Source organism: Leptodesmis sp., from assembly GCF_052746595.1.
In genome coordinates this window covers 16,336-42,397 of record NZ_JBRAGO010000032.1, presented here as the reverse complement: position 1 = coordinate 42,397, position 26,062 = coordinate 16,336, and the positions used below count along the sequence as shown (strand labels likewise).

Sequence of the window (26,062 nt, the reverse complement as noted above, 5' to 3'; positions counted from 1 at the left end):
AGGCTTCGCATACAGCGCGGGACTTATAGCTCCCCCAACCCCTCAATAGTTAACCGTTAACCGGTGCAGGTTGGAAATTGTCAGAGATTTCAGTCGTGGTTGAAGCAGTAGCTCGCACTTGCTCGATCGCCATCAAGGTCGCCTCTGGGGTTGCAGGAGAAGCGAGGGGCACCGATTGGGGATTGTCTCCAAAGGCGGCAACAGCGGCACGAATCGCTTCCCGGACGGAGAGCGCCAGCATAAAAGGGGGTTCACCCACGGCCTTACTGCCGTAGATCACGCCATCCTGGGCCGCTCGTTCCAGCAAGTGGACATTGAACTGTTCCGGAATTTCGCTAATGGTGGGAATTTTGTAGGTGCTGGGGGCAAAGGTGTGCAAACGGCCCTGATCATCCCAGACCAGTTCTTCCATCGTCAGCCAGCCCATGCCCTGGACAAAGCCACCCTCTACCTGTCCCCGATCGACTAAGGGATTGAGGGATTCACCGACATCATGGACGATATCCACCTGACGTAATTTGAACGTCCCGGTAAAGCCATCCACTTCTACTTCACTGACCGCCGCTCCGTAGGCGTAGTAGTAGAAAGGGCGACCTTTGCCAGTCACGGCATCCCAGTGAATGTGAGGAGTGCGGTAGTAGCCTGTGGCGGAGAGGGAGATGCGATCGCTGTACGCTTGCTGCACCACCGCTTCAAAACTGATCCGCAGTTGGGGATAGGTAGCCGGATAAATCCAATCATCCTCAAACACCAGATCCTCTGGCGCGTCCAGGCTTAACATCCGGGCGGCAACGGGAGCTAACCGGGTTTTGAGCGTTTCACAGGCATCTTTTACGGCCTGTCCGTTTAAATCTGATCCACTGGAAGCTGCAGTAGCAGACGTGTTAGGCACCTTATCCGTACTGGTGGGCATCATCCGGAAGCGATCGATCCTGACCCCCAAGGCTCTGGCCGCAACTTGCAGCATTTTGGTGTGTAAGCCCTGCCCCATCTCCGTGCCACCGTGATTCAGTTGAATGCTGCCGTCAGTGTAGATCAGAATTAACGCTCCGGCCTGGTTGTAAACCGTTTTGTTGAAGGAGATGCCGAATTTGACCGGGGTGATCGCTAAGCCACGTTTCTGATAGGGGTGGGTCTGGTTGAATTCAGCGATCGCGGCCTGCCGTTCTGTAAACCGGGAATTTGCCTTTACTTCCTGCCACACCCGATCAATTCGATTGTCGTAAATCTCCTGTCCATAATGGGTGGTATTGGTTTCGCCAGTGCCCCGGTAAAAATTACGCTCTCGCACGACTTCTGGCGGTAGGCTCAGGTAACGAGCGACGCGATCAACGATTTCCTCAATCACTACCATCCCTTGCGGCCCCCCAAATCCCCGAAAGGCCGTATTGGAGACTTTGTTAGTTTTGGCCATCAAGCCGCGTATTTCCAAATGGGGAATGTAGTAAGCGTTATCGATATGGCACATGGCCCGCTGTAACACAGGGGAGGTTAAATCCATGCTCCACCCGGCATCAGCATACAAAGTGGCTTCCAGGGCGATCAGTTCTCCCTCAGCAGTGAAGCCAACCTTGTAGCGGCCCAGAAAGCCGTGCCGCTTTCCAGTCATGATCATGTCGTGGTGGCGTTTCAGCTTTACCCGCACAGGACGACTGGTTTTGTGAGCCGCGATCGCCGCTGCCGCTGCCATCGGATTCGCCTGAGATTCTTTGCCGCCAAAGCCGCCGCCCATGCGTAAGCAAGTGACCACAATTTGATTTGCAGGTATGCCCAGCACCCGCGCCAGAATCACCTGCATCTCTGTGGGATGCTGAGTAGAGGAATAAACGTGGTAGTGGCCTTCCCCGTCGGGGATCACCCAACTGGTTTGCGTTTCCAGGTAGAAGTGATCCTGTCCCTTGATTGCCACTTCGCCTTCCAGCCAGTGATCCACTTTCTCAATGAGAGCCGCCGGATTCCCGCGATGAATGGTTAACGGAGAGCCAATGAAACTGTTCTGAGCGATCGCCTCCTGGATGGTCAGAATTGGGGACAGGGGTTCATACTTCACCTTGACCTGGGCAGCTCCTAAGCGGGCGGCTTCTTGCGTTTCACCCACTACCCACACTACCGCCTGCCCCCAGTAACTCACCTCATTTACAGGCAGCAACACTTCATCCTGCAAAATTGGCCCGGTATCGTTTTCTCCTGGTATATCTGCTGCGGTTAGAACGGTCACGACTCCCTCTACAGCCTGGGCTGCTGAGGGATCGATTGCCAGAATCCGCGCTCTGGCATGGGGAGACAGCACCGGGTAAAGAGAAAGCATGCCACTGAGTTGCCACTGGTCATCCGTATAAATGGCTGTTCCAGTCACATGATGGACTGCACTTTCATGACTTCTGCGTTTTCCGGCAACCATAGGTACCTAAAGGAGATTTTGGATTTTAGATTGGGAAAGAATGAGAATTGAGTCGAGAATTTATTGGTGATGATTTGTATATGTAGAGGAAGAAGCTGATGAATAGGCTTCTTGCAAATTGGAAAAAAGATAGGATGGGTAAAGGAAAACGTTTCACCCTGTCATACTGGCTGTTTTAAATGGGCATGTCAAGCTTTGTCCATTCTACTGATGATGTCTAATATGCAAGGGTTGCAATGTTTGTACTGGCTAGAGTTACTGACCAAAGCAGATCTTATTCTTGAGACAAAAATGAAAGGTTTAATGTCAGAAACTAATGAAATTCTATCCATGATTATTGTTTTAATTAAAACACTCTGCCCTCAGGCGAATTCATCGTCAATCTAAAATCTAAACTTTTCCTCCATTTCTACAAAGAATTTTTCAAACAGGTTCGCAATTAGCAATTTTCGATATTCAGCACTGCCACGTAGATCGGTTAAGGGAGAAAAGGTGTTTTTCAAGGTGGCTTTTGCAGTCTGGATGGTTGAGTGATTCCAGGGTTGGCCAATCAGGGATTGTTCTACGGCGATCGCCCTTGCCGGAGTGGCGGCAACTCCTCCATAAGCCAGTCGAGCATGAATAATTTGCTGGTCAGCATTCAAGTCGATCGTGAAGGCAGCGGCCACAATGCTGATGTCATCCGTACCCCGTTTACCGACTTTGTAGGACTGGCTGAGGCGACGAACCGCACTAGGAGTTAGCGTTTTGGGGATGCGAATCGAGGCAATCACTTCTCCTGGTTGCAACACGGTTTGACGGTAGCCTGTGAAGAAATCAGCGATTGCCACTTGGCGCTCTCCGGTAGCACTAACCAGTCGCAACTCAGCATCCAGCGCCAGCAAGACGGGAGGCAAATCTCCGATCGGGGATGCTGTGCCAATGTTGCCGCCCATCGTTGCCCGATTCCGCACCTGTCGAGCGGCGAACCAGCGCAGCATTTCATCCAGAGCCGGGAACACCCCTCGCAGCCGATCTTCGATGTGACTTAAGGGCACCACTGCACCAATTTCTATCGCGTCGGAAGTTTCGGTCAACGTCTTCAGTTCGGCCACAGCTTCCAGGGAAATCAGGATTGGGAAGGACTTCGTGTGGTTACTTAGTTCCAGTCCTAAATCCGTTGCTCCTGCGACCAGGGTGGCTGTGGGATGAGTTTGCAGCAGGGCTAATACTTCAGCCAGGGTCGTGGGACGATAGAACCGATCGCTGCCGTTGCTGTAATAAAGAGGTGACAATTCTAAGCGGGCCTGCTGCAGGCGATCGCTAAAAGCATCGCAGGGGGTTGCGACTGTCACCTGTTTGGCCGCCTTGCGAATGGGTATATAACCCGTACAGCGGCAGAGATTTCCCTCGACAGCAACATCATCCACCCTGCGATCGTAATAAGCTGCAAACAGACTCATGATGAAGCCCGGAGTGCAGTAGCCACATTGGGAGCCACCCGTTTGCACCATCGCGGCCTGAACCGGATGCAATTCCCCATTCGCCAAACCCTCCACGGTGATGATTTCTCGATCGGCGATCGCCGCGATCGGAATCAGACAGCTATTCATCGCCTGATAATGCAGTTGGCCATCACTGCCCTGACCAATCACAGCCACTGTACAAGCACCACAATCGCCATCACCACAGCCTTCCTTGGTGCCAATCCGCCCACTTTGCCGTAACCAGTCCAGCAGTGTCAGGGTAGGGGAAATATTTGTCAGACAAACGGCTTCCCCATTCAGCGTAAACCGGAACTGCGGTTGCAAGTCTGGCATTTGCTCTGGCGCCTTGTCTGAACCCTGCACAACACTCATCGTCTACTCCTCAACGATCGATCGCCTTTTGCCCATCCTACCCCTAAGAGCATTTTGCCATCCAAAATCGCAAATCCAAAGTAGAAGATGGTATCACCAATAACAAAACGGCGATCGCGGAACCTCCAAGGTTGAGCGATCGCCCAATTCACCTCTATCTCAGGTATCTCAGGACTTATCTCAGTTGTTAATACTCCGGAACAGACGGATCAATTTCTCGGCTCCAAGCAAGGATACCGCCCTTGACATTGGTTCCCTCAATTCCGGCTTCCTTCAGAATGCTCAGTGCCTTAGCCGATCGTACACCTGACTTGCAATAGACAATTAGCTTTTGCCCATTCAGCAGACTCCGCACTTTATCCACTCCGCTACCGCTTTCAATTTCGGACAGCGGCACCAGCACCGAGTGAGCAATCTTGGCAATTTCGTACTCATTCGGATTGCGGACATCCAGCAACAGAAAATCGGTGTTTCCTTCATCCATTAACAACTGCAGTTGCTGCACGGTGATTTCTGGCAGATGAGCCTGTTGCTCAGCTTCAGCGGCTTTAGCTTGGGGAATGCCGCAGAACATTTCGTAATCGATCAACTTGTCGATTACAGGACGCACGGGATTAGGCCGCAGTTTTAGTTCCCGGAATGTCATGTTGAGGGCATTGTACAGAAGCAGACGACCACTCAGGGTTTCTCCCTGCCCTAGAATAATCTTGACGGTTTCTGTGGCCTGAATCACCCCAATCATACCTGGCAGAATTCCCAACACGCCACCTTCGGCACAGGAGGGAACCAGTCCGGGGGGTGGGGGTTCGGGATACAGATCGCGGTAGTTGGGGCCATCCTGGTAGTTGAAGACCGTGGCCTGCCCCTCGAAGCGGTAGATGGAGCCATAGACATTGGGCTTGCCAAGCAACACACAGGCATCATTCACCAGATAGCGTGTTGGGAAGTTATCGGTGCCATCCACCACAATGTCGTAGGGTTCAAACAGTTTCAGGGCGTTTTCTGAACTGAGGCGGGTTTCGTACAAATCTACCTGGCAGAAAGGATTGATTTCGAGAATCCGCTCTTTAGCCGACTGAATTTTGGGCTTGCCGACCCAGGAGGTGCCGTGAATCACCTGACGCTGCAGGTTGGAGTGATCCACGACATCAAAATCAACCAGACCAATACGGCCAACTCCAGCCGCAGCCAAATAGAGCAACAGGGGTGAACCTAGACCACCTGTACCAATACACAGGACACTGGCGGCTTTCAGACGTTTTTGCCCCTCCAGTCCGACTTCAGGCAGGATCAGGTGTCGCGAATAACGCTCATATTCTTGTTTGGAAAGCTGGATCTCGTCCAGATTGGGATTTAGCATAGCGAGTTTAGTAAGTGATGTGGAAAAGGGGATTGGGGATCAGGGATGGAGAACCATGAGTTCTTCGGGTTGGAATTGATGGTGCTCATCAAGTTGCCAGCTATAGAGTTCCCTAACTTCTCCTTGCCGTATAGACAGAATAACGTAAGAGTATTGCGGCCATGCCAGTTGACGATCGCACTCGGAAGGCAAAGCAGAATGATCGGGATGAGAGTGATAGATCCCAATAATATCCATACCGCGATCGCGAGCATCTCGCATGGCTACCAGCATTTCTTCAGGAGAAATCCAGTAACGACGAGCTTTGGTAATCGAGGGATTGGCTGCCATTTCACTGGCAATTTGTTTGTCCCAGGCATTTTGGACGGCCCGAACCTCTACCAATCTATTCCCTTCTGGCTCGGCAAATCCAAGTAACAATCCGCAACATTCCTCAGGGTAAACCTGCTGCGCGTGGAATTGCATCGCTTGAAGATGATCCGCATTGAGCTTTAATGGCACGGTTTGAAAGCAATGAATCAATGAAGGTGACTGAGATATTAGGCCATGATTCCAGGCCTGCTCCTCAGCAACCTATTTTAGGATGGCCTAGAGCCGATGGTCATAAAATTACTGAAATACACTAAACCTTAATGAAGAGATTAAGAGACAAAGAATAATCTTTGTTAAGAAACAAACGCTAGAACAGGGCAGAAGATAGCCTGAAACTAACCACCTATGGCCCTGAACATCTATTATTTATTTATTGTCCAGGATCTATCGGAGTTTGGCAGGTGCCCTTCAGGGTAATTTCTGTTGTCTTTACTGAAGTACACACGGACTTCGATGCTCATTCGGCAGAAGTAACATACCGTTAACCAACCAGAGTGTCAGGTCGTCCAGGCTGCGATCCACAGAGTCCAATTCTTTGCAGACGATTACTTTGCTGGTTCCCGGTGTTTTACAGGTCAACACACCCGATCCATCTTCCGAGCATGTCAAATGCCAGATCTGGAACAGTTCCAGAGAGCGGTACTGCAGCTTAATCCGGAATTGGCAATAGGCGATCGCGGTCAGTAAACCGCTACATTGGGTGCGATCGCATAACCACTTGACTCCATCGGTAAACACAAACTGATGTAAACAGTGCTGATACCAGCCGTCGATCGTTGTGAACTGGCTTAACCCTAATTGTAATTCCTGTTTCGTTAACAAGGCTCTTTCTCCTGTTGCTGCACTAGCATGAACAGGTAGAGTACCCGATTGGAAAATCTGTTGGTAGAGAGTTTACTTGGTAGAGATTTCAGATTTAGAGTGCCCAAAGAGTAGGGAAGCTAAACGGCTAGCCAGAAATGATTTATCGGCTGAAGCGCAAGCGGCATAACTTTGCAATCAAAGAGTAGGGAAGCTAAACGGCTAGCCAGAAATGAGGTAGTTACAAAGATTTATTAGTATCTGGCGGTTAAAACCGCGACTACATTCACCCAGTCTGCCAACGCAGATTCAATGCAATCAAGGTTTTCAGTAACCTGCGTTGGCAGGTTTTCTCCGGATAGCCGCGACTTCAGTCGCTAGGGTGATTTTGGGGCTATCTAGAGTACAGTATTTTGCTTATAAAATAAGCTTGTTGGCTTACCTGAATCCTTTATGGCGATCGCCCCGTTAAAATCGCTGCGTCACAAGCTGACAAATGTGTCTTTACGATGGGTGCTGGTAGCTGCTGTACTGCAGACCATGGGAGTGATCGGGCTTTCTGCATGTTCCTCCAGTTCAACTCTACAGTTAGGAGGCAATGCTGCTGTCTCTCAAGCAGCGATCGTGACGTTGCGATTCAGCGGTTGGCAGAGTAATCCCAACGAAGGAAAACTTCTGGGCCAACTGTTGCGAGACTTTGAAGCCAAAAATCCCACCATTAAAGTTAAGTACGAAGCGATCAACAGCGAGTACATGGATGTGATTCGCACTCGTTTGATTGGGGAGGTCGCTCCCGATGTATTTTATTTGGAAGCGTTTGAAGCTCCCAAATTGGTGAAATCTGGGGTTTTGGAACCACTGGATCCTTATATTACTGCCGATTTTCACCTGGAGGACTTTCAACCATCTCTGCTCAGTGCTTTTCAGTCGGATGGCAAGCTCTATGGAGTGCCCAAAGATTTTTCCACCCTGGCTCTGTTCTACAATCGGCGATCGCTGGCCGCTGCTAGGATCCCTCGACCTCCACAAACCTGGGATGACCTGTTAACCGTCTCCAAACGCCTGACCATCCAGAAGCCGGGAGGCAGTATCCAGCAGTATGGCTTTGGTCTTACTCCCGAATTAGCGCGGCAGCAGTTTATGATTCAGGCATTTGGCGGCAAGCTAGTGAATCAGTATGGCTATGCGGCTTTTGCTACTCCAGAGGGAATGAAAGGCTTGGCATTGGTCGTCGATCAATATCGCCGCGATCGCTCCTCCGCCCAACCCACAGATGTGGGGGCTACGTGGGGCAGTGAGATGTTGGGTCAGGAAAAGGCGGCAATGGTGATTGAAGGGCCGTGGTCAATTCCTTATTTCAAAGAAACTTTTCCTAACCTCTCCTATGGCACAGCAGAAGTCCCTACCATCAATGGGAAACGGGGTACCATGGCGTTTACAGTAGCCTATGTGATGAACCGTCAGTCTAAACATAAACAGGCGGCCTGGACATTGATTCGCTATTTAACCGATCAACAGGGTATGAAAGCCTGGGCCAAGCAGGGATTAGCCTTACCTTCCCGACGATCGCTCCTGTCTGAACTGGGGTACGATCGCAACCCACTGTATGCCCCCTTCGTCAAAGGAGCTACCTATGCCACGATCTGGCAGGCGGGCGAAAATCTACCCATTATCCGCACAAACTTCAATAACCAGTTTGTCAGCGCCCTGTTAGGTGAGCAACCCCTACCCACGGCCATGAAACGAGCACAGGACACAGCCAACCGGGAGATTTATCTGGCCAATTAGTTAGCTGTAAGTTAAGTTTTGATGCCTGTGATGTAATTGATCTTGGCGATCGCACCAGCAGCCATGAGATGGTAGATAGTAGTTCATGGTGGTCTGATTGGTTTGGTTCTGGTAGTGACAGCGACTTGAGTAGCGATTTCGATAGCAGTGATTTTGGTGGAGGTAGTGATTCTGGTGATGACGGGATTGATTAAGCTGGTAATGCCATAGTCCTAATCCAAATTCCAAAATCTAAAATCCAAAATCGTATGAATTCCTCAATTCAGCAATTCTGGGCACGACAACGCGATCGCGAAACCATCACTGGCTACCTATTCATGGCTCCGACGATGATTATTGCGGGAGTTTTTTTAATCCTGCCAGTTATACTTGCAATTATTTTATCATTTTACAAAATTCAATTGCTGGGGGAAGTGAGCTTCCGATTTCTGGGCTTCAAAAATTTTATTCGTCTATTCAGTGATGAACGAGTTTGGATCGCTCTGAAAAATACGACTGAATACGCCCTGATTGTTGTTCCGATTCAAACTATTCTAGCATTGACCTTAGCACTCATTCTAAATAGTCAGATTCGAGGCAAACACTGGTTCAGAATTATTTTCTTTTTGCCCACTGCAACTTCTTCAGCCGTCCTCACGTTAATCTTTATGTGGATTTATAACTCCAATGGATTACTAAATACCATTCTCAGTTTCTTAGGCTTGCCATCTTATAACTGGCTAGGTGATCCAGCCGTGGCATTGAAAGGCATCATGATCATGAATATCTGGTCAACGGCTCCCCTATTTATGGTGATTTACCTGGCCGCTTTACAGGATATTCCAGAGTCGCTTTATGAAGCTGCTACGTTAGATGGTGCCAGCCAGTGGGAGAAATTATGGTACATCACCTTACCGTTTCTCCAGCCTGTTACCTTTTTTGTGGTGGTCATGGGCATGATCGGCACCTTCCAACTGTTTGACCAATCCTACATCTTCTCAGCCGGATCCGGTGGTCCCAATAACTCCACATTGACGATCGTGCTTCTGATTTACCAATACGCCTTCAAAAGCCTGGATATGGGCTATGCGCTGGCTCTGACTCTGGTACTGGCACTGATATTAATTGCAGCGACCTTCGTGCAACGTAAAGTCTTTGATGAAGAGCGGTTGGGGGATTAGGGATTATGAAAAACTTCCACTGGACAACTGGCTTACTCTACGGCGTACTGATTCTCTATGCGGTGATTACGATCCTGCCGTTCGCATGGGCGTTGTCTGCGTCCTTCAAACCGTTGGCAGAAATTGCGGCGGGGGGAGCAAATTTGATACCCCAAACGTTTACCTGGGAGAACTATCGGACGATATTTTTGCAAGAGCCATTATTTGGTCGCTGGCTGTTGAATAGCACGATCGCCGCGATCGTCATTACCCTGTTGAATTTGCTGTTTAACTCAATGGCTGGATATGCCCTGGCCAGAATTTCCTTCCCTGGCAATCAGGTTTGGTTCTGGATGATTCTGGCTGCTTTGATGATTCCTGGACAGGTTACCTTACTCCCCAAGTTTTTAATTCTGAAGTCTCTCGGCTGGTTGAATACCTATACGGGTTTGATCGTTCCAGCAACGGTGAATGCTACCTTCATCTTCATGATGCGCCAATTCTTTGTCAACTTCCCCAAAGAACTGGAAGAAGCTGCCGCTTTAGATGGTTTGGGTCGCTTTGAAACCTTCTTTCGGATTGTCCTGCCCTTAGCCAAACCCGCTCTTGCTGCCCAGACCATTTTTGTATTTATGGCCGCTTGGAACGAATTTCTCATTCCTCTAGTGATCATGGCTGACCCTGAAATGTTTACGCTGCCTGTGGGTCTGAATGTTTTCAAAGGGCAATACATCAGCTACTGGAACTACATCATGGCGGCCTCAATGATCTTTACACTTCCGGCTCTCGCCATCTATGCGTTTTTCAATCGCTACTTCATTCAAGGATTGAGCCTTACAGGGGGGAAAGGTGGATAGCACAACCTACCCTGCAAACTTTGTTATTGCTCCAAATATCGATGTTGTCGAATGCCGTATGGTAAGCCAAGAAGATTTATGTCATATACTCCGTGCTGTTGCGCAGATGCTGCAAGGGTCGCTGAAGTCCAAAATCCAAACTTCTAGAATCCTTTCCTAACCAAAAACTGGTGGAAGCAGCTTTGTAAAACCGCTTCAGAGCAAAAGGTTTCCGCAAAGCCTTTGCCATTGCTACCGAGAAAATTAGATTTGTTGGGATCATGCCAGAGGTCACAAATTGCCTTGGTTAAAGCTTCTGGTCGATCAAGTGGGTAGAGAACGGCATTGGAATTATGAAAGGCATAGTCACTGATACTGGGTACATCTGCCGTGATCAGTGCTTTGCCGAACTGCATGGCCGTTACCAGAATTTCATAATCACAGCAGGGCTGCTTATCTGATAGGGGTACAACCACAAATCGAGAATATTGCAGGACGTTCAATCTGGAGTTGGGTGAGAGATTGGTTAGCAGCAAGATATTGGCAGGAATGGCTAGCCCTCTCAGGCAATGCGGCTCAGTCACTATCACCATACGCATATTGGGCAGATGTTGTAGGGCTGCGATCGCAGTCTGGCATTCCTGACGCGATCGCACCACAACACATCCATAGTCCCCAGAGATTAACGGCTCTGCGGGTAAAGCATGGGGGATAGTCAAACTCCAGTGAACTCGTTCAAACCGAGTGGGGGAAATCCAAAATATTCTGCATACAACTGCTTAAACGACTGTCGCCCTGGTACCCATTAATCATTACTGCTTGCCTAACACCATTCAGAGAAGAGCACGGAGACTTTTGCCAATCTTCAAAAGATTGCTGAATTTCACGTATTTGCTTGAATTCTTCTTTAAAGTCTTTACAACAGATGTAATCGTTCTGAGGTGGTCCCCAAAAATTGGACAGGGGGTTAAGCTCTGAACGATACCCAAGATGATAAGAGTAGTTCATGAGTAACAAACGCAAGCAATACAGCCCTCAATTCAAAGCCAAAGTTGCCCTGGAAGCCATTCGAGGTGAGAAAACTGTGGCGGAGTTAGCCGGCCAGTACGAAGTGCATCCGACGATGATTAACAATTTGAAGGGTCATTTTTACCTGGTTGTCATGATGGATTGGTTTAGTCGTAAAGTACTGTCCTGGAGGATTTCTAATACGTTGGAGGTATCGTTCTGTACCGAAGCCTTGCAGGAGGCAATCGCCCTCTATGATAAACCCTTGATCTTCAACTCCATCAAGGCAGTCAATTCACCTCAAACTCATTTACAGCCTGCTTAAAGGCGGCTGGAGTGCAAATCGGTGTATAGATGGTCGAGGACGGTGTCATGACAATATCTTTATTGAACGCCTGTGGCGATCTCTGAAGTATGAGTTGATTTATTTGATGGCGTTTGAAGATGGAATTCATTTGAGAAAAGAAGTACAACGATGGTTTCATTGGTATAATCAAGAGCGCCCACATCAAGCATTGAAGTATCGCACTCCAGAAGCCGTCTATTGAGAAACGCGATCGCTCTTTGAAAAAGAAGCTTGAAGATGGACATGGAGATCTCTCATTTCAGAGCTTAGAGATCCCTCAGAATTGTCCAATTAGTTGGGGCCACCTCAAACCTTGCAGGGCGATCGCGACTGCTCAAACATTCCTTCAAATTAAACCTGAGACAGGGAAGGTAGGTTGGTACTTTTGAAGCTTTGAATAAAGTCAATTAACGAGCTTAAAGTCGGTAAACAGGCTCTTCGTCTCGGTGCGGACTCGGACGAGTCAGTAGAAGTCGTTAACTCAGAGTTTTGCATCCATTTGCCAAACTCCGGATGGCTATAAAGCGTCAGAGGTTGATTTTTAGACGTGGTTAGCGTGATTTGAATCGGCGCATGAAAGAATTTGATTTTTTCTACAAAACTCTGGGATGCTGTCAACTCCATAATTTCAGTAGTGCGTACACTCAGTTGCGCCAGAGTTTGAGTTAACCATCCAGTCGATGATAAGTTTGCCGCCTGTTTAGTTAATTCTGCAGGTTGCAACATTTCTAATAAGGCCGTCAGGTTATGCCGCAGGTACATCGAATCTTGAAAAGGCAGACTGACTAAATAAGCGGCGAGAAACAGATGCTCATCATGGCTCAGCTCAAAGGTGAAGATCGTGCGACGGCGACCAATGCGAATATTGGGGGGCGGCAGGGCGATCGCGTATCTCTGCGATAACTGGTAGTAGGCCATTGCCAAACCATGATGGGCCGCTATATCCAGAGGCGCATCCACCTTCATACGAATACTTGGAGGAGCTTCCTGAAAGAAATCTTTGATTTTTTCGGTGGTTAAGCGGCAGATATTACTTTGATCCCCATTAGGACTAAGATCAACCCATTCACAGAGCAACCCATCTGTTTTTACCCCAAACCGTAGCACTCCATGCAGTTTTGCTCCTGTTAAGGTCGCTCCACTCAGATCCGCTCCAGCCCAATCGGCATCAATCAAACTAGCGCGAGTCAAATCGGCATGAACCAGGATAGTTCCCAACAAATTGGTAGAACTCAGGTTAACCCCTGTAAGATTGGCCCCACTCAACCGGGCACCACTGAGATCCGCCCAGCTTAAATCGGCTCCACTTAAATCCGCCCAGCGTAAATTGGCTCCGCTTAAATTAGCGCCCCGTAAATTAGCCCGACAGAGATTGGCCTGTCGAAGTTCTGTATTGCTTAAATCGGCTCCACTGAGATCTGCACTACTCAGATCCACCCCATGCAAGTTGGCATGGGTGAGAATGGCATCGGTGAACACAGCCCGTTTAAGATCGGCCCGATTAAGATTGGCATAGCTAAGGTTAGCTTCCCGCAACCGAGCATCCTTAATGTCGGCTCCAGACAGATTGGCCTGACTGAGGTTGGCTTCACTCAGGTCTGCCCTGGCCATTTCTGCCCTGACTAAAGATGCCTGACGCAAGACAGCCTGACTTAAATCAGCCAGAGTTAAGTTTGTGACATTCAGGTTTGCTTCGTAAAGGTTTGCTTTGCTGAGGTTCGCTCCACTTAGCTTCGCCACATTGAGTTTGGCCCGACTCAGATCAGCTTCACTCAGATTACTGCCGCACAAATTAGCCACACTGAGATTGGCTCCACATAAACTCGCTCTACTAAGATTAACTCCACTGAGATTCGCTTCACTGAAGTTAACAGCGGGAAAATTTCGTTCCCCCTTGGCGTACTGGTTTAGAACTTCCTCGATTGTCATCTCAACCTTCATGTAGATTCACCCTTGCCACAATTCAAGGTTCTTCTATAATCAGGATTCCCCCATGAGGCATCTCAAGCTCTCTCGAAAATATTTCTCGAAGATAATTTTTTCTGGGATCCCATCTTCCCCAGTAGCGTAGGATGAGCAGAGGGTATTGCCGTACCCATTACATAACAGAATCGGGCAGATGAATATTGGAATTGTCGGATTGGGATTAATTGGCGGTTCACTGGGATTGGACTTGCGAACGTTGGGGCATCGGGTGTTGGGAGTAAGCCGCCAGGTACAGACCTGTGAACGGGCGATCGTACGGGGAGCCGTAGATGAAGCCAGCGTAGATTTGCGATTGATGCAGCAAGCCGAGGTGGTTTTTCTTTGTACTCCTCTGGGAGTGATGGAAGCTACAGTGAAAGATTTGGTTCCCCATCTGGCGGCCACTACGGTATTAACAGACGTTGGCTCTGTAAAGGGCTGGGTTATGCGGACGATCGCACCGCATTGGAGCAACTTTGTGGGGGGCCACCCTATGGCCGGAACAGCAGAAAGTGGCATTGAGGCGGCTAAACCCAACTTATTTGTCAATTGTCCTTACGTTCTCACTCCCACAGCGGAAACCCCAGCAGTGGCTGTGCAGCAGGTCGAAGCCCTAATCCGTCCATTGCGAGTGCGGCTGGTACATTGCCAGCCGGAAGAACACGATCAGGCCGTCGCCTGGATTTCTCATTTGCCTGTCATGATCAGTGCCAGTTTACTTGCGGCTTGTCAAAATGAATCAGATTCTAAAGTTCTGAATCTGGCTAAAGCACTAGCCAGTTCTGGTTTTCGAGATACTAGCCGGGTAGGTGGCGGCAATCCGGAGTTGGGCATGATGATGGCCCAATACAATACTGAAGCGCTGGTACGATCGCTCCACGCCTACCGTGACACATTGGCTCAATTCATTTCACAAATTGAGCAGCAGGATTGGGAAGCCTTGCACACAACCCTACTGCAGACCCAACAGTTTAGACCCACTTTTATAAAGGATTGAGAAACCAAAAGCAGACGGCTAAAAGTTGAGGATTGTGAGGATCCCAAGCAGGGCTGCGATCGTGGCTGCTAAAGTAGACCAGATAGGATGATAACTGCGACTGACCCGACCTCCGGTAGTTCTTAGGGTTTCCCCATCGATCCAGGGTGTAGCTCCCTGACGAAACCAGCCTGTGACTGTTGTATCGTGATTCACCAGATCACAAGGGCGACTGGGTTGGGGGAAGAGATTTCCGAATGGCCCCAGACGTGATGTGCAGTGAAGTTTGATTAGTCCTGTCTGGGTTTGTAGCCATAAGTCCTGATTCAAATAATTGCTGATGCCCGATCGCCCCAGCAGTCTCCCGGAAAGGGAAACAGGTTGGTTGACCAGGGGCAGGTTTCCAGCCTGCTGCTGCAGTTCAGGATAGGACTTGGGATTGGTTAAACGTCGTTGTATCTCTGGGAAAAATGGATTGAGCCGGATTACCGTCCCCAGAGAGAAGCCAATCAGCATCAGCCCCCGCAAGACAGTACGATTGCCACTGGCCCAATCGGTATACAGCCACAGAATTGACTCTTGCCCCAGTTGCAGGCCAATTCGACCCAGCAAGGATAATGCAACAGCGATCGCAGCACCAAAGGCAATTCCGAAGAAGGGTGCCCCTTGCAACAGCAATGCCCGCCACTGTTGACCTGTAAGCGCACGCTTAAATCGACTCGATTTCGAGCTGGTTTCAGGCCAAACGAGCTCTTCCTTCAGTCGCCAATGACGGGCATACAAGGTCAGCAGATACAGACGATCGCCCAGGATAGGATGGGATTGGTTGATCGTCAGCCAGGTTTGATAAGGATTGGTGCGTTCCTGCTCCAGGAGCGGTTCTAATGGTGTGTAGGGATGCAGACTGCCGATGGAAATTGCCTGACGTAGGCCCAAGGGAGTGAGAAGTTCCATTCCCTCCAGCAAGTAATTCGTTTTGCCCTGTTGCTGCACCTCTTGAGCGGTTCCGATCGCCATTTTCAGCAACGCACGGGTGTAAGCGTTAGGATTCCCCGTCAGATCTACTGCCATGCGATCGCTGTAGTAAACCCGCTGCCGGGAGATCCACAATCCGACCCAGCGCAACAGGCGGAACAGACCATAACTGAGAGCCGTAATCAGGGTGGCAGAAGCTCTGGAAATAGCGACTGATTTGTGTTCTCCCCAATCTGCTGTCAGGCGATACAGAGTGTAGGGAAGCTGCACCAGAACCACCAACATCGACATTACAGGCACATCCCAATAGGCTAAATGCCCGACTTCATTCGCGAAGACGGTGGCAATCTCTTCATCCGACAACTGTTCCAGTAAGCCCTGACTGACGACTGTGCGAGTAAGCCAGGGAACTGGGCCATAACTAAAGGCGAGAGGAGCCTGAGTCGGCAACACTCCCAACGTCGGTAGAGGCAGTTTGTGCTGGCGGCAAAATCGTTGCAGCGATCGCGCCGTTTCGGGACTATAGCCTCCGAGCGCGTCCAGGGAGAGGGGCTTTAATCCATACAACCAGACGAGGAGACCATCTAAAATCCAGCGAGAGGCAAGAAAGGCGATACTCAGAAGCACGATCGTCATTGGTACTGTCCAATGCGGTGGCCCCCACAAGACCCAGCGAAATCCCAGCATGGGGATCACTCGATTGAGTGAATTACCGTATAGACTGACGGTGTGGTGCAGCAGTTGCTCAATTACCCAGAAAAGGGCGACGATCGTGAACACTTCAACCCCCACTAGACGCAGCATATTGACTCTACCCAGTGGCTTCCACTGCTGGGCACGTCCGGCCAGTCGCCAGATGGGTTGGTAGAGAGAAGGACTTTCCTCAACGAAATCAGCGCGAGTAGCAGCGGCGGATTCTTCTGATGGCGACAAGAAGCGAGATTGAGGCGATTTGGTGAACCGTGGTGTGCGGTCGGGTGAAGCTGAAGCGGATGAAAATGGCTGTTCTGAACTCGGAGTTGTGACAAATCCGGTGGCCGCTGGTTCTGGCGGGGCGGCGATCGCAGGATTAGCTGCTTCTAAGGGAATAAATCCAGTAACATTCTCAGGCGTAGTGACTGCAACCGTAGAAGCTGCAGAAGGATCTGGCTCAGTTGGTGCTGCATGGTCTGACGGCACGGTTATCTCTGGATGCCGTTTCAGCAGGGTGGCCATTGTCTGCGTTGCCCAGGCTTGTAATTGTGGTTCAGGACTTTGCTGCAAGCGCTGGCAGAGTTCGATCGCTTGTCCAGATTCGCCGACTCGTTCATAGGCCAGCACCAATCCCATCTGAGCTTTGGTGAGTAGAGGATGATCGGTCGAATTGGCCAGCACAGGGGACAGCAGGGCGATCGCCTCTGAATAGTTGCCTTGCTTAAACGCAGCCAATCCAGCTTTCAGGTTGGCCAGGGTCTGAGCATTGGGGTGAGAAGACGAGTCAGGAAAAGCCGTCATAGGATGCACTCCTACGCAGAACCTTTTAAAGATACCCTTATCGCGCAGAAAGTTATCTTTTGTTAGACGAGTTAGCCCTCAGTCCTGCGGTAAAAACACTACGCTCGGTTGTGTGTGAGTTCGGATGGCTTGCTCGATGCCTTCTAGTGTTTGCAGTTGTTCAGCGAGCGTGTTGCGATACAAAATGCTGGCAATTGTTTCAACACACTGTTGCAGTTGGGCTTGGTCTTCAGGAGTCATAGATATGGCAGATAGATACTGGTCTTCTCCAGCCTAATTTTTCTACCAAGAAGGTGGCCACGCTGAGTTCGATCGTTACCGCTCTCTTTCTGCCAGTAAGCGGTTAACTATACTGACCAATTCAGACACAGTATTAGTATTACGGTCGGCTACCCGTTCCGATCGCTCAACCGTTTGAATCAATCTGTCCATTGAGACAGTCAGAGTTGCTACCTAATCGGTAAGCGTCTGCAACTGAGTATTCATAAAGATGCAGGTTGACTTCCTGAAACCACGGGCGCGATCGCGCTGAGTTGCAACTCTGGATGGTCAGCCTGTACCTGATTCAGGTTCCACTCGTTGCGGAACAGCAGCACAGGACGGTTCCAGCTATCCTTGACTGTGACCGTATTGAACAGTCGTCCCACTTTTTCCAGGGCAGGCCAACCCGCAACCACCCACCGTGCTACAGAGTAAGGCAGGGGTTCCAGTAAGGTTTCTGCGCCGTATTCGTTTTGCAGCCGGAATTGTACCACCTCAAATTGCAGTTGTCCCACAGCGGCCAGAATCGGATCTCGTTTGGAATCATCGGCAGAGTACATGATTTGTACCGCTCCCTCTTCCCGCAATTCCGATACGCCTTTCTGGAATTGTTTGAATTTGGAGGGGTTGGGATTTTTCAGATAGGCAAATAATTCCGGCGAGAAGGATGGGATGCCCTCGTACTCCAATTTCGGGCCGACATAAATTGTGTCCCCAATGGCGAAAACTCCCGGATTATTCAGACCAATCACATCACCGGGATAGGCTTCTTCAATTACTTCCCGATCCTGAGCAAACAGCTTTTGAGGCCGAGAGAGGCGCACGGTTTTTCCTGTCCGGGCATGACTGACGGCCATATCTTTCTCAAACTTGCCGGAACAAACCCGCACAAAGGCAACACGATCGCGATGCTTCGGGTCCATATTGGCCTGCAACTTAAAGACAAAGCCAGTGAACTCCGGATAAGTGGGATCAATCTCACCTTTAGTGCTGGCATGAGGAGTGGGTTTGAGGGCGTAATCCAGAAAGGCATTCAGGAACGGTTCCACGCCAAAGTTAGTCATGGCGCTGCCGAAGAATACGGGAGTCATCTGGCCATGATGCACTTTTTCCAGATCCAGTTCGGCTCCCAGTTCTTCTAGCAGTTCCAGGTCATCCTTGAACTGATAGTAGAGGTCTTGTTCCAGCAGTTCTTCCACTCCTGGATCTCCCAGATCGATCACTGTATCGCGGGCTTCTCGTTGACCGTGAGCACTCCGCTCAAACAGGTGGATTTGACGACTGCGCCGCTCGAATACCCCTTTGAAGCGATCGCCCATGCCGATCGGCCAATTGGCGGCATAGGTCTGTAATCCCAATTCCTGCTCAATTTCATCCAGCAGTTCCAGGGGTTCGCGTCCGGGTCGGTCTAACTTATTGACAAAAGTGAAAATCGGTAATCCCCGCATCCGGCAAACTTCAAATAATTTGCGGGTTTGGGGTTCCAGACCTTTGGCCGCGTCAATCAACATCACTGCATTGTCAGCCGCCGCCAGGGTTCGGTAGGTGTCTTCACTAAAGTCCTGGTGGCCAGGTGTATCCAGCAAATTAATTTGGAAGCCTTTGTAGTCGAATTGCAAGACGGTGGAGGTGATGGAAATTCCCCGTTGCTGTTCCATTTCCATCCAGTCTGAGGTGGCATGGCGCTGTGCCCGTCGGGCTTTGACGGCTCCGGCCTGATGAATCGCACCCCCGTATAGCAACAATTTCTCAGTCAGCGTTGTTTTTCCGGCATCTGGGTGGGAAATGATGGCAAAGTTGCGGCGGCGATCAACTTCAGCTTGCAGTTCAGCCTGGAGTTCAGTGGGCATGCGTTCACACCAGTAAGAGAGTCTTAAAGTTTAGCAATACTTTAAAGATAACAACAACGCCTGGAAACTTATCGCTAGAATGGGTATCTAAATCAGGTCCAGCTAGAAAACGATCTTTTTCCGATCAGAGAAACTCCGGTTCTGGACTTAGATAAGGTTTAATTCTGGCACTTGCAAGCAGGGCAGGAAGGTGTATGGATGATTTAGCACAACGCAAGTTATTATCCGCGCTCTGTCATGGGGCAATTTTTTTAGCTCACTGATCATCTCCATCGGGATTCCGATCTTCCTTCTCCTGCTTACCAATGATCCGATCGTCAGAGAAAATGCTAAGGAGTCGATTAACTTCCACATCAATCTATACCTCTATGCAATCATTTTTGGGATATTGACGTTGATGGTGATTGGGATTCCGCTGCTGATTATTCTGGCTATTGTAAGTATATTAATGCCGATCGTGGCGATCGTCCATTGCGCTACTGTTACCGATAAGCCATACCGCTGTCCCTTCATTTTCCGAATTGTTTAGGGCTTAACGCCCATAATTACCCTGGCGACTGAAGTCGCGGCTATCCGGAGAAAACCTGCCGACGCAGGTTACTGAAAACCTGGATGGTATTGAGTCTGCGTCGGCAGACTGGGGGAGTGTAGTCGCGGTTTTAACCGCTAGATACTTTTCAAACGCCCTCTTAGAAATCGGAGTTTTGCAATGAATTCATACTCTTGCTGGTGAGCGTTTATGATAAAGTTCCAAGTTCTGCACCAAGCGGCTATTCATTCTCACAGTTTCTGCCCCCTCCTACGTTCTAAAAAATCAGGGGGAAGGTTTCTAGCTGGCTCATCTAAGGTGTTTTGCAGCAAGATAGTGAAGGCTCCGGCTCCTAAACCGGATTGGGGAAACAGGCGATAAGCCGGAAGCCTGGTGAGATAGGATTGGTAGTCAGATAAATGGGGAACCGCGACCGCCTGAAAGTGAGGAAACCGTTCTAAAAACCATTCTGCTACCTGCTCATTTTCTTCTGGGGAATAGGTACAGGTCATGTAGAGCAAATACCCCTGACCTGCAACCAGTTGAGCAGAATTGGCCAGAATGCGTTTCTGTCGGTTGGCGTTGTTTTTAATAGTGACGGGATGAAAGCAACCTGGAGCCTTTCCACCCTTGGCAATTAACGACTGTCCACTGCAAGGGGCATCTACAAGTACCACTTGAGCAGTATTGGGGATCTCCTGAGCCAAGATTTTAGAGTCCATACTCAAAACCACCGATGGACTGATGTGACAGCGCTTGAGATTAGAAATCAAGGCTCCTGTTCGCTTACCGATTACCTCATTACTGAGCAACAGGTGGGGGTGCAGCACTCTCCATGCAAAGATGCTTTTGCCACCAGGAGCAGCACAAACATCGATTATGCACTCCACAGGTGGGGATAACTGGAGCAAGGGAGAAATGGCAAAGACTGATGAGAAATCTAAACAGTAAAATGCACCCCGATCATGCCATGGATGTTTCCCGGGCTGTTGACCCAGAGCCAAACGATCGATAAATTCCGGCTGCCAGAATAATGCTGGCTCCAGTGCAAAAGGTGAATCATCAGGTTTGGTATCTCGCCAGAGAATGCAGGGATACAAGGGCTGAGGATGAATCAGGCAATCGCAGAAGGCAATCCACTCTGCTTCATTGACAAATAATCGCTGACCTAGCTTCAGCAATAATCTCGATGGCTCACTCATGGCGATCGCCAATTTTCAGAGCTTTAGTTTCTCTCGGTACACATTGGTCATTCGTCACTTACAAAAGGCTTGGCCAATGGCTCTTGCTACTGACCTAGTTAGAGACTTCCGCCATTTCAATAACATTCCCGTCATAGTCTTTCACCAGAAAATTTAGGGGTTTTTCACGACGGATCTTATGCTTCAAGCCCCGCATCTGAATTCGTAACAAGATCTGTTCCAGGCAGTTGCGGTCAAAACACACATGACGTTGCTGGTTGCGATCGCCCAAACTGGCTCCGGTCACTACATGTAACTGAGTATTCTTTTTCAACTGATACCACAATCCATCCTGCCCCGTAGAAGCAACTGTAGAACGGCTAACGGCCGGAGACATATAAAGTGGATCAACCATTGAAGTTCCCAGGGACTGCTCGTAGTTGTAATAGTAATGCAACGGGACATCAGCAGCTGGAAGTTCCAGCATCCCCTCATAAAGCTGCCGTGCCAGTTCCAAATCAGACACCATGATGGTGTGAACTTTGGGAGCACTGGTCAGGAACATCCACATTGCGCCTGCATAGGCGGCCAACAGCAACACCATAACACCCTGCGTGGAAAATAAGGCATCCAGTCCGGGAAGTGCGGCCAATACAGGAGAGAAGAACATGGCTGAGATATTACTAATATCGATATTCATTCGTTATACGTCACCGCTGCAAGCTCATTCTAACAGTCCCAAATTAGTCTCAACACCAGTGCTGCAAGACTTATACGGTAACTTGATAAACAAGACATAACCAACAAATAAAGGGATAGACAATGCCTATCCCTTTGCCATAGCCTCCTAAGGCTTATGAAATTTCACATTCACACTATTAGAAAGTGAAGGTGGTTCTCAAAGTACCAATCAGTGCATCTTTGTCCGATCGTTGTCCTTGATTGATTACCCAAATCACGCCAGGAGTGACAGAGATATTGTCGTTCAGGCGAATGCGGTACAGCCCTTCAACATGAATAGGAATTTCACCCACATCTGTTCTGTAAGGAGGTACACCAGCAAACAGCCCCAGCAGATTACCTTTCTTACCGAAGTCAGGGAAGGACAGACCCAAGGCATAGCTCCAGGCATCGATAGGATCCTGTCCATCTCTTAAACCATCCAGTCTGAAGTAAGATACCCAACCGTTAATGGCAAAGGAACTGCTGAACTTGTATACAGCAGATAGACCTCCTGCATTAACGTTAACTCCCTGAGGGCCAGTCAGCCCAATACCCAGGAAGTTAGTTGTGTTACGCACTCCAACGAGGGCAGGGCCAACACTGTTAAAGACACCACCCGTAAAGGCGTTGTTATCATCAACTCCTTTCTGGAAGGCATTAACGTAGGTCAAGCTAACAGAAAATTGGTCATTTGGAGCAAAGGTAAGCTGTCCTAAGGCACTGTAACTACCATTGAACAGACCTTGCCCCTCATTGGGGTTGTTGGCGGTGCTAGACAGATACATTGCCGTTAAGGAAAGGGGCTTGCCAGCACCAAACGTAATCCCAGCACCAGCACCACTACCAATACCATAGATAGGGTTGCGTTGAGCAAATATAGACAGTGCTCCATTTCCACCGTCATAGTCTTCCAGGTAGCCAGCGCTGGTAGGTGCTAAGTCGTACAACAAACCACCCGTGGCAGGAACATAAACCTGAATGTTTTCGCCAATTGGGAAGTAATAAGCTGCCCAGTCTACGGAGACAGAGTTGTTACCTCCAGAATTAGTATTGAAAGTCTGGGAAGCCTCAGTCAGAGGCCCAACTCTGTTGCCAGCAAGGTCAAATTCGTTAAACAGGTTCGCATTACCAGCCGCCAGACGAACAATCAGCTTATCTTTACCGCTGAAGCTACTAGATAAGGTGAGGCGAATCCGATCTTGAAACACTGCTTCATTTCGACCGGGTTGAGCAAACTCATCCGTAATTGCGAAAATGGCTTCCCCAGACAGTTTGGTCGTCGTAGAGAACTGCTGTTTTTCGAGCGTTGCGGTGCGAACTTCGAGGGCATCTACACGTCCCCGGAGAGCAGCCAGTTCAGCCGCAAACTCTTCCTGCAGTTTTTTGACTGTTTCCAAATCTTCCTTACGGACAAAATCAGCCGTAGCAGCCGCGATCAATTCCTGAATCTTATCCAGGCAGGCATTGAGACCAGCTGCAAATTCCCAACGAGTCAAAGCTCGGTTGCCGCGATAGGTCTTATCGGGATAACCGACGATACAACCGTAGCGTTCAACCAGAGATTTCAGTGCCTGGTAAGCCCAGTCTGTCGGTCTGACATCTGAGAATTGGGAAACGGAAGTCACCTGATCTCTGCTAGACCGGCCTTCGCGAACATACTGATTAATCTGATTTAGAGTTGAGGCATCTGAAGTGTCAGTATTTTGAGCAGGCAGGGCTTGAGCTAACTTTTGCTCAGTAGTAGCAGGTTGCAGGCTGGAAACTGAAACTTGAGGAGTGGTGGCTGGAACTTGAGACTCTGAAATATCCGAAACAAGAGTTTGAGTCTGAGCTGCATCATCTGAAGTTTTGGTAGCCTCTGCTCATATGCCTGGAGAGGACATAGCCAGAAAAACACCCATGAATGCTGGAGTAATCAACAAGGATTTCAGCAAGATTTTCGACATCATATAGAGTCCTCCTCACACCGACGTACGTAGGCGACTGTTCATACTGTCCAGGACGAAAAGACGAATATTGTTCAGATCAGCACTACAACTAACAAATCAGGCGTAGTCTAGATTACTGGTTGGATCAACAGGAAAATGTAGCCGTCTATACATTTTTGAGCAAGAGATACAAAGTGCTAATTGCTTCACTCAAAGCTATAAGGGATCACTAATTTTCAAGAGGGCGCTCTAAAATGGCGAAGACTTGGCGCTGTTCAAATAACTCTACTAACTCTGGATTAAGCTTGTTGTGGGCAGCTTCCTGTTGCAAAATTCTGAGTACTCTTGCTACGGGTAGGCCACTTTTGTAGGGCCGATCACCTGCCGTTAATGCGTCATAAATATCCGCGATCGCCATAATTTGAGACTGAATTGGAATATCGCTTTCCTTTAAGCCTCTGGGATATCCACTGCCATCTAACTTTTCATGATGACCATAGGCAATCATTGGGACGTTCTGTAACTCCTGAGTCCAGGGAATCCGTTTCAAGAATTCGTAGGTCTGTACACAGTCTATTTCTAAGGTGCGTTGGGCCAAGGCAAAGCGCCCTTTAATCACTTCAAGTTGCAAAGGATAGAGTTTCTTGGCTTTTACCAGAATTGCTTCTGGCACGCCCACCTTACCGAAATCATGCAAAAGTGCCGCATACCGAATTTCTTGAATTTGGCGATCGCCGAAATGGATTGACGCTAATGCTCCGGTTGCAACCGAGTTGACTTCCTGAGCGAGGCGCACGGTTAATGCTGCTACTGGTTCAGAATGTCCAGAAGTACAGGGATCGCGAGTTTCAATAATCTGCACGGAAGCTCTGACGAATCCTTCAAACAAATGCTCAATGCTTTCCTGGAGATGGTTGCGCTCAATTGAAATAGCCGCCTGGCTGGCCAGCGACCGCACCACTCGTTCTTCCCAATCGGAGAAGGGCTGAGTTATAGCCGACGCATTTTCAACGGTGATGACCAGATCGGGAGCCAGTTTGCGGTTAATCAGTTGCAGAACACCGATCGTTTCACCCTTCTGGTTTTGCATGGGGAGAACCAGGATCGAGCAGGTGCGGTAGGCAATTCGCTGATCAAAACTGCGATCGAGTTGATAGGGGGCATCCTCAGCTAGACTGTAAGCATCCGGCAAGTTTAATGTCTTGCCGGTCATCGCTACATATCCCGCCAGACTTTTTTCTGTAACGGGCATTGCGAGTTCCTAGAAGGAAACCGTTGGTTTAGAGAAATTTTGAGCCACTTTAAAGAGCAAACTTGGCTTCTCTAAGCGGGGGTCAATTAGATAGACGCTGCCTGCATCACTGCAGGTAATCTCCCGGCTTTTGGTTAGGATTAAGCTGAGAATTTCTTCCAGATCAGACGCACTGGAAAGAGCCGTGCCGATCGCCAGCAATTGCTCAATCAGTTCGGCCCGGTCGGTTGCTGCCTGTGAAAATTCCTGCCTGTCCCTTCTTATCATCTCGTTATCTCGTCTTCTTCCCTAGTTCCCATTTTTCCGCTTGCTGGATTAAAGGCGCTTTGGAAACAGGTATTAGATAGATGATTCCTGAGATCCAGGTCAGGACAACGGAAAGCCAAAAAGCGGTCAGAGAAGGAATACGCCAAAGGTCAGGCAGGGGAGCAATGAGGAGGGCGATCGCGGTAATTTGGCTTACGGTTTTTAACTTGCCCCAAAGATTTGCCCCTTGAATTTCCTGATTTCCCTGTAAGGCTGGATTAACTCGCCATCCCGCGATCGCAAGTTCTCTCGCCAGAATTAGAAAAACTCCCCAGGCGGGAATCTCTCCTAGTTCCACCAATCCTAATAAAGGAGCTAAAACCAGCAGTTTGTCTACCAGTGGGTCTAAAAACTTACCAACCTCCGTCACCTGATTTAGCTTGCGGGCTAAATAGCCATCAACCCAATCTGTTCCAGCACCTATCAGGAAAATCATTAATACGGCCCAGCGAACGGTTGGAGTTGGAGTACTCAAACCATACAAAATAGGTGGTACAGCAAACAAGCGAGCAATGGTGATCCAGGTTGGCAGGTTCATAGAAAGGGTTTCAGCACCTGTGAAAACTCTATGATAAAAGCACTTGGTTAAAACTCCCGCGATCGCCAGAGGGGCTGGCTTTAAACGGAAAGTAGGGCCCAGCTTCATATAGACTGGCCCCAAAGGTAATAACCCCGCTCAGAAACTTGGATAAATTGAATTGGCTTACTGAACGTGCTTCTTCCTCTTAAAATA

General features: G+C 49.2%; 23 protein-coding genes. 7 read left to right on the top strand and 16 right to left on the bottom strand.

Annotated elements, in window-relative coordinates; genetic code table 11:
• Window positions 1-49 precede the first annotated feature (49 nt).
• The 5 genes from xdhB to ACUVQO_RS09360 form a co-directional block, all read right to left on the bottom strand.
• Complete coding sequence (gene xdhB, locus ACUVQO_RS09380; RefSeq protein WP_445925615.1) at window positions 50-2,401, bottom strand: xanthine dehydrogenase molybdopterin binding subunit; 2,352 nt, start codon at window positions 2,399-2,401, stop codon at window positions 50-52.
• 383 nt (window positions 2,402-2,784) lie between these two features.
• Window positions 2,785-4,239: a xanthine dehydrogenase small subunit gene (gene xdhA, locus ACUVQO_RS09375; protein WP_445925614.1), complete on the bottom strand. Its 1,455-nt coding sequence runs from the start codon at window positions 4,237-4,239 to the stop codon at window positions 2,785-2,787.
• Window positions 4,240-4,426: 187 nt separating this feature from the next.
• Window positions 4,427-5,599: a molybdopterin-synthase adenylyltransferase MoeB gene (gene moeB, locus ACUVQO_RS09370; protein WP_445925613.1), complete on the bottom strand. Its 1,173-nt coding sequence runs from the start codon at window positions 5,597-5,599 to the stop codon at window positions 4,427-4,429.
• A gap of 39 nt (window positions 5,600-5,638) precedes the next feature.
• The gene (locus ACUVQO_RS09365) at window positions 5,639-6,100 is read right to left on the bottom strand and encodes a M67 family metallopeptidase (RefSeq protein WP_445925612.1); all 462 of its coding nucleotides are present in this window, start codon (window positions 6,098-6,100) and stop codon (window positions 5,639-5,641) included.
• A gap of 300 nt (window positions 6,101-6,400) precedes the next feature.
• Entirely contained in the window at window positions 6,401-6,793 is a 393-nt protein-coding gene (locus ACUVQO_RS09360) for a DUF6876 family protein (protein WP_445925611.1), read from the bottom strand.
• 432 nt (window positions 6,794-7,225) lie between these two features.
• On the opposite strand from ACUVQO_RS09360, the gene ACUVQO_RS09355 reads away from it, so the two are divergent.
• From ACUVQO_RS09355 to ACUVQO_RS09345, 3 genes are all read left to right on the top strand, one after another.
• Window positions 7,226-8,560 (top strand): ABC transporter substrate-binding protein, encoded by a 1,335-nt coding sequence (locus tag ACUVQO_RS09355; protein ID WP_445925610.1) that lies wholly within the window; start codon window positions 7,226-7,228, stop codon window positions 8,558-8,560.
• A gap of 248 nt (window positions 8,561-8,808) precedes the next feature.
• Window positions 8,809-9,720, top strand: coding sequence for a carbohydrate ABC transporter permease (locus ACUVQO_RS09350; protein ID WP_445925609.1), 912 nt, complete (start codon window positions 8,809-8,811; stop codon window positions 9,718-9,720).
• Between the two features lie 5 nt (window positions 9,721-9,725).
• A complete protein-coding gene (locus ACUVQO_RS09345) occupies window positions 9,726-10,556 on the top strand; it encodes a carbohydrate ABC transporter permease (RefSeq protein WP_445925608.1) in 831 nt (276 codons plus the stop codon).
• Between the two features lie 143 nt (window positions 10,557-10,699).
• Here ACUVQO_RS09345 and ACUVQO_RS09340 read toward each other — a convergent pair whose 3' ends face one another.
• Window positions 10,700-11,254 carry a hypothetical protein gene (locus ACUVQO_RS09340; protein ID WP_445925607.1) on the bottom strand — a complete coding sequence of 185 codons (555 nt, stop codon included), beginning with the start codon at window positions 11,252-11,254 and terminating at the stop codon, window positions 10,700-10,702.
• A gap of 287 nt (window positions 11,255-11,541) precedes the next feature.
• Here ACUVQO_RS09340 and ACUVQO_RS09335 point away from each other — a divergent pair, with 287 nt between their 5' ends.
• Window positions 11,542-11,868, top strand: coding sequence for a hypothetical protein (locus ACUVQO_RS09335; protein ID WP_445925606.1), 327 nt, complete (start codon window positions 11,542-11,544; stop codon window positions 11,866-11,868).
• Window positions 11,869-11,962: 94 nt separating this feature from the next.
• A complete protein-coding gene (locus tag ACUVQO_RS09330; protein ID WP_445925605.1) occupies window positions 11,963-12,091 on the top strand; it encodes an integrase core domain-containing protein in 129 nt (42 codons plus the stop codon).
• A gap of 149 nt (window positions 12,092-12,240) precedes the next feature.
• On the opposite strand, the gene ACUVQO_RS09325 is transcribed toward ACUVQO_RS09330, so the two are convergent.
• Window positions 12,241-13,818 carry a pentapeptide repeat-containing protein gene (locus tag ACUVQO_RS09325; RefSeq protein ID WP_445925604.1) on the bottom strand — a complete coding sequence of 526 codons (1,578 nt, stop codon included), beginning with the start codon at window positions 13,816-13,818 and terminating at the stop codon, window positions 12,241-12,243.
• A 190-nt stretch (window positions 13,819-14,008) separates the two neighbouring features.
• Between ACUVQO_RS09325 and ACUVQO_RS09320 the strand changes: the two genes are divergently transcribed.
• Window positions 14,009-14,851, top strand: a complete 843-nt coding sequence (locus tag ACUVQO_RS09320) for a prephenate/arogenate dehydrogenase (RefSeq protein ID WP_445925603.1) — start codon at window positions 14,009-14,011, stop codon at window positions 14,849-14,851.
• Window positions 14,852-14,869: 18 nt separating this feature from the next.
• Here ACUVQO_RS09320 and ACUVQO_RS09315 read toward each other — a convergent pair whose 3' ends face one another.
• From ACUVQO_RS09315 to prfC, 3 genes are all read right to left on the bottom strand, one after another.
• Entirely contained in the window at window positions 14,870-17,299 is a 2,430-nt protein-coding gene (locus ACUVQO_RS09315) for a M48 family metalloprotease (protein ID WP_445925602.1), read from the bottom strand.
• Between the two features lie 78 nt (window positions 17,300-17,377).
• On the bottom strand, window positions 17,378-17,539 hold the full coding sequence (locus ACUVQO_RS09310; protein ID WP_445925601.1) for a hypothetical protein: 162 nt from the start codon (window positions 17,537-17,539) through the stop codon (window positions 17,378-17,380).
• 242 nt (window positions 17,540-17,781) lie between these two features.
• Window positions 17,782-19,410, bottom strand: a complete 1,629-nt coding sequence (gene prfC, locus ACUVQO_RS09305; RefSeq protein ID WP_445925600.1) for a peptide chain release factor 3 — start codon at window positions 19,408-19,410, stop codon at window positions 17,782-17,784.
• 220 nt (window positions 19,411-19,630) lie between these two features.
• Here prfC and ACUVQO_RS09300 point away from each other — a divergent pair, with 220 nt between their 5' ends.
• The gene (locus tag ACUVQO_RS09300; RefSeq protein ID WP_445925618.1) at window positions 19,631-19,939 is read left to right on the top strand and encodes a DUF4870 domain-containing protein; all 309 of its coding nucleotides are present in this window, start codon (window positions 19,631-19,633) and stop codon (window positions 19,937-19,939) included.
• Window positions 19,940-20,190: 251 nt separating this feature from the next.
• Here ACUVQO_RS09300 and ACUVQO_RS09295 read toward each other — a convergent pair whose 3' ends face one another.
• The 6 genes from ACUVQO_RS09295 to pgsA form a co-directional block, all read right to left on the bottom strand.
• Window positions 20,191-21,141: an RsmB/NOP family class I SAM-dependent RNA methyltransferase gene (locus ACUVQO_RS09295; protein ID WP_445925599.1), complete on the bottom strand. Its 951-nt coding sequence runs from the start codon at window positions 21,139-21,141 to the stop codon at window positions 20,191-20,193.
• 94 nt (window positions 21,142-21,235) lie between these two features.
• Window positions 21,236-21,820 (bottom strand): glyoxalase-like domain protein, encoded by a 585-nt coding sequence (locus tag ACUVQO_RS09290; protein WP_445925598.1) that lies wholly within the window; start codon window positions 21,818-21,820, stop codon window positions 21,236-21,238.
• Window positions 21,821-21,998: 178 nt separating this feature from the next.
• Window positions 21,999-23,648: an iron uptake porin gene (locus tag ACUVQO_RS09285; RefSeq protein WP_445925617.1), complete on the bottom strand. Its 1,650-nt coding sequence runs from the start codon at window positions 23,646-23,648 to the stop codon at window positions 21,999-22,001.
• Window positions 23,649-24,000: 352 nt separating this feature from the next.
• Window positions 24,001-25,023: a GAF and HD-GYP domain-containing protein gene (locus ACUVQO_RS09280; protein WP_445925597.1), complete on the bottom strand. Its 1,023-nt coding sequence runs from the start codon at window positions 25,021-25,023 to the stop codon at window positions 24,001-24,003.
• A gap of 9 nt (window positions 25,024-25,032) precedes the next feature.
• Window positions 25,033-25,290, bottom strand: coding sequence for a hypothetical protein (locus ACUVQO_RS09275; RefSeq protein ID WP_445925596.1), 258 nt, complete (start codon window positions 25,288-25,290; stop codon window positions 25,033-25,035).
• A 4-nt stretch (window positions 25,291-25,294) separates the two neighbouring features.
• Entirely contained in the window at window positions 25,295-25,975 is a 681-nt protein-coding gene (gene pgsA, locus ACUVQO_RS09270; RefSeq protein WP_445925595.1) for a CDP-diacylglycerol--glycerol-3-phosphate 3-phosphatidyltransferase, read from the bottom strand.
• Window positions 25,976-26,062 lie beyond the last annotated feature (87 nt).